The sequence below is a fragment of the Rhodococcus sp. (in: high G+C Gram-positive bacteria) genome, from assembly GCF_049591685.1.
GTDB lineage: Bacteria > Actinomycetota > Actinomycetes > Mycobacteriales > Mycobacteriaceae > Rhodococcoides.
Genome location: NZ_JBAWFH010000392.1, coordinates 1 through 4,686, shown reverse-complemented (window position 1 = coordinate 4,686; position 4,686 = coordinate 1). Strand labels below are relative to the sequence as shown.

The 4,686-nt window shown below is 63.5% G+C and carries 2 protein-coding genes; both read left to right on the top strand.

Annotated features, from left to right (window positions below; all coding sequences use genetic code 11):
* Positions 1-1,970 (top strand): DNA topoisomerase (ATP-hydrolyzing) subunit B (gyrB, locus tag WBQ44_RS16395; RefSeq protein ID WP_495567732.1); only part of this gene is annotated, 1,970 nt, incomplete at its 5' end.
* 78 nt (positions 1,971-2,048) lie between these two features.
* Entirely contained in the window at positions 2,049-4,613 is a 2,565-nt protein-coding gene (gene gyrA / locus WBQ44_RS16390; protein WP_495567731.1) for a DNA gyrase subunit A, read from the top strand.
* The last annotated feature ends 73 nt before the right edge of the window (positions 4,614-4,686 follow it).

Sequence of the window (4,686 nt, the reverse complement as noted above, 5' to 3'; positions counted from 1 at the left end):
GACTGGAAGCGGTCCGCAAGCGGCCCGGTATGTACATCGGTTCCACCGGCGAGCGAGGCTTGCACCACCTGATCTGGGAGGTCGTCGACAACTCGGTCGACGAGGCGATGGCCGACTACGCCAGTACCGTCGACGTCACCATCCACCCGGACGGCAGCGTCGAGGTCGAGGACGACGGGCGAGGAATCCCCGTCGCGATCCACTCCTCCGGTGTTCCCACCGTCGAGGTCGTCATGACCCAGCTACACGCAGGCGGAAAGTTCGACTCCGACTCCTACGCGGTGTCCGGTGGACTCCACGGTGTCGGCATCTCCGTGGTCAACGCACTCTCGACCAAGGTCGAGCTACAGATCGCACGTGACGGTCACCGGTACACGCAGACGTACGACTACGCGAAGCCCGGACCCCTGGAAACCGTCGGGGACACCTCCGATACCGGAACCATCGTGCGGTTCTGGCCCGACGGCAAGATCTTCGAGACCCTCGATTTCAGCTTCGAGACCGTGCACCGTCGCCTGCAGGAAATGGCGTTCCTCAACAAGGGACTCACCATCAACTTCACCGACGAGCGCGTGGCAGCGACCGACGCCTCCGAGGAGGAGCTCGGCGAAACGGCCGAAGCACCGAAGTCGGCAGAGGACGAGCAGGCAGAGGTTGCCTCGGTCAAGCCCGCCAAGGCACGCAAGCGTACCTACCACTACCCGGACGGCCTGGTCGACTTCGTCAAGCACATCAACAAGACGAAGACCGCCATCCACTCCTCTGTTGTCGGCTTCACCGCCAAGGGTGAGGGCCACGAGGTCGAGATCGCGATGCAGTGGAATGCCGGCTACTCCGAGTCGGTGCACACCTTCGCCAACACGATCAACACCCACGAGGGTGGCACCCACGAAGAGGGCTTCCGCACGGCGCTCACCTCGACCGTGAACAAGTACGCACTCGAGAAGAAACTGGTGAAGGAAAAAGACGTCAAACTCACCGGCGACGATATCCGCGAGGGCCTCGCCGCGGTCATCTCGGTGCGCGTCGGCGAACCGCAGTTCGAGGGCCAGACCAAGACGAAGCTCGGCAACACCGAGGTTCGCTCGTTCGTGCAGAAGGCGTGCAACGAGCACCTCGCGCACTGGTTCGAGTCCAACCCGGCCGACGCCAAGACCATCATCAACAAGGCCGTGTCCTCGGCGCAGGCTCGCATGGCCGCGCGCAAGGCGCGAGAGATGGTGCGACGCAAGAGCGCAACGGACATCGGCGGCCTACCCGGCAAGCTTGCCGACTGCCGTTCCAACGATCCGGCGAAGTCCGAGATCTACATCGTGGAGGGCGACTCCGCCGGCGGCTCGGCCAAATCCGGCCGCGACTCCATGTTCCAGGCAATCCTTCCGTTGCGCGGAAAGATCATCAACGTCGAAAAGGCTCGCATCGACCGCGTCCTCAAGAACAACGAGGTCCAGGCGATCATCACCGCCTTCGGCACCGGCATTCACGACGAGTTCGACATCACCAAGCTGCGCTACCACAAGATCGTGCTGATGGCCGACGCCGACGTCGACGGCCAGCACATCTCCACGCTGCTCATGACTTTGCTGTTCCGTTTCATGCGTCCACTCATCGAGCACGGTCACGTGTACCTGGCCATGCCACCGCTGTACAAGCTCAAGTGGAGCCGCGGCGAACCGGATTTCGCGTACTCCGATCGTGAGCGCGACGGTTTGCTCGAGGCGGGTATCGCGAACAAGCGCAAGATCAACGTCGAGGACGGCGTGCAGCGCTACAAAGGTCTCGGCGAGATGAACGCGAAAGAGCTGTGGGAGACCACGATGGACCCCGCCGTTCGCGTGCTACGTCTCGTCACCCTCGACGACGCTGCCGCAGCGGACGAGCTGTTCAGCGTTCTGATGGGCGAAGACGTCAGTGCCCGACGCAGTTTCATCGCGCGCAACGCCAAGGACGTCCGCTTCCTCGATGTGTGACACGCCTCGGGCGCACCCGACCAGGCATGTACCAGCATTCGAATTGTGCTGTGACGTAGTGACTTTCAAGGAGATTTGATGTCGGATATCACCGAACCACCTGTCGGCCCCCCGGGGCAGACGACCAACGCCGAAGGCGGAGACCGGATCGACCCGGTCGATATTCAGCAGGAGATGCAGCGCAGCTACATCGACTACGCCATGAGTGTCATCGTCGGCCGCGCACTCCCCGAGGTCCGAGACGGACTCAAGCCCGTGCACCGCCGCGTGCTCTACGCGATGTACGACTCCGGCTTCCGGCCCGATCGCAGTTACGTCAAATCCGCACGACCCGTCGCCGAGACGATGGGTAACTACCACCCCCACGGCGACACGTCGATCTACGACGCGTTGGTTCGGCTGGCTCAGCCGTGGTCGATGCGCTATCCACTCGTCGACGGTCAGGGCAACTTCGGATCCCGCGGCAACGACGGCGCAGCCGCCATGCGTTACACCGAGGCCCGTCTGACGCCGCTCGCGATGGAGATGCTGCGGGACATCGACGAGGAAACTGTCGACTTCATCCCCAACTACGACGGCAAAACCCAAGAGCCGACGGTGCTTCCGTCGCGCGTGCCCAACCTGTTGATGAACGGTTCCAACGGAATCGCCGTCGGTATGGCCACCAACATTCCGCCGCACAACCTTCGCGAACTCGGCGACGCAGTGTTCTGGGCGCTGGACAACTTCGAGGCCGACGAGGAAGCCACCCTCGCCGCGTGCATGGAACGGGTCAAGGGCCCCGACTTTCCGACCCACGGACTCATCGTCGGCGGGCAGGGAATCCAGGACGCGTACTCGACCGGCCGCGGTTCCATCCGCATGCGCGGTGTCGTGGAGATCGAGGAAGACTCCAACGGTCGCGCGACCATCGTGATCACCGAGCTTCCGTATCAGGTCAATCCGGACAACATGATCACCTCGATCGCCGAGCAGGTTCGCGACGGCAAGCTGTCCGGTATCTCCAAGATCGACGACGAGTCCTCCGACCGTGTCGGCATGCGCATCGTCGTCACCATCAAGCGTGACGCCGTCGCCAAGGTCGTGCTGAACAACCTCTACAAGCATTCGCAGCTGCAGACGAGTTTCGGCGCGAACATGCTCTCGATCGTCGACGGGGTACCGCGCACCCTGCGTCTCGATCAGATGATCCGTTACTACGTGGCTCATCAGCTCGAAGTCATCGTCCGCCGTACCCGCTACCGGTTGCGGAAGGCCGAGGAGCGGGCACATATTCTGCGTGGTCTCGTGAAGGCGCTGGATGCGTTGGACGAGGTCATCGCGCTCATCCGGCGCTCACCCGACGTCGATGCCGCCCGTACCGGGTTGATCGAGCTCCTCGACGTCGACACCATCCAGGCCGACGCCATCCTCGCGATGCAGCTTCGTCGACTGGCCGCCCTCGAGCGCCAGAAGATCATCGACGAGTTGGCCGAGATCGAACTCGAAATCGCCGAGTTGCAGGACATCCTCGCCCGGCCCGAGCGTCAGCGTCAGATCGTCCGTGACGAGCTCGCCGAGATCGTCGAGAAGTTCGGCGACGACCGTCGTACCCGCATCATCGCCAGCGACGGTGACGTCAACGACGAGGACCTCATCGCTCGCGAGAACGTCGTCGTGACCATCACCGAAACCGGTTACGCCAAGCGCACCCGTACCGACCTTTACCGTTCGCAGAAGCGCGGCGGCAAGGGTGTGCAGGGTGCGGGCCTCAAGCAGGACGACATCGTCAGCAAGTTCTTCGTCTGCTCGACGCACGATTGGATCCTGTTCTTCACCACCAAGGGCCGCGTCTACCGAGCCAAGGCGTACGAGCTGCCCGAGGCCAACCGCACGGCTCGCGGCCAGCACGTGGCCAACCTGCTGGCGTTCCAGCCGGACGAGCGGATCGCCCAGGTGATCCAGATCAAGACGTACGAGGACGCGCCCTACCTGGTGCTTGCCACCAAGGGCGGACTGGTCAAGAAGTCCAAGCTCACCGATTTCGACTCCAACCGCAGCGGCGGCATCGTGGCCGTCAACCTGCGCGGCGAGGACGAACTGGTCGGAGCCGTGCTGGCGTCGTCGGAAGACGATCTGCTTCTCGTCTCGGCGCAGGGCCAGTCGATCCGGTTCTCGGCCACCGACGACGTGTTGCGACCCATGGGTCGCGCCACCTCGGGTGTGCAGGGCATGCGATTCAACGGTGAGGATCAGCTGCTGGCCCTCAACGTCGTGCGCGAGGACAAGTACCTGCTCGTCGCCACTTCGGGCGGCTACTCCAAGCGCACCGCGATGGAGGACTACCCACTGCAGGGACGCGGCGGAAAAGGCGTGCTGACAATTCAGTACGACAGGAAGCGTGGCACCCTGGTGGGGGCTCTCATCGTCGACGACGATGACGAGCTGTACGCCATCACGTCCAGTGGCGGTGTGATCCGTACGGCAGCGAAGCAAGTACGCAAAGCCGGCAGGCAGACGAAGGGCGTGCGGTTGATGAATCTCGGTGAAGGCGACACACTGCTCGCCATCGCCCGCAACGCCGACGAGCACGAGCCGGAGCCGGGCGCAGTTTCCGCCGAAGTGGAAGCCGAAGCCGACGACGAAGCACCGAAGGAGTCGTAGTGAGCACTCCCAACAGGCCTGGCAGCAGGCCCGTCCCGCCGAGTGAGCAGGGCGAACAGCCGCGTCAGGGTAC

Bases quoted from the DNA above. Each gene is read 5' to 3' on its own strand.
- gyrA (WP_495567731.1), top strand. From the start codon at position 2,049: ATGTCGGATATCACCGAACCACCTGTCGGCCCCCCGGGGCAGACGACC.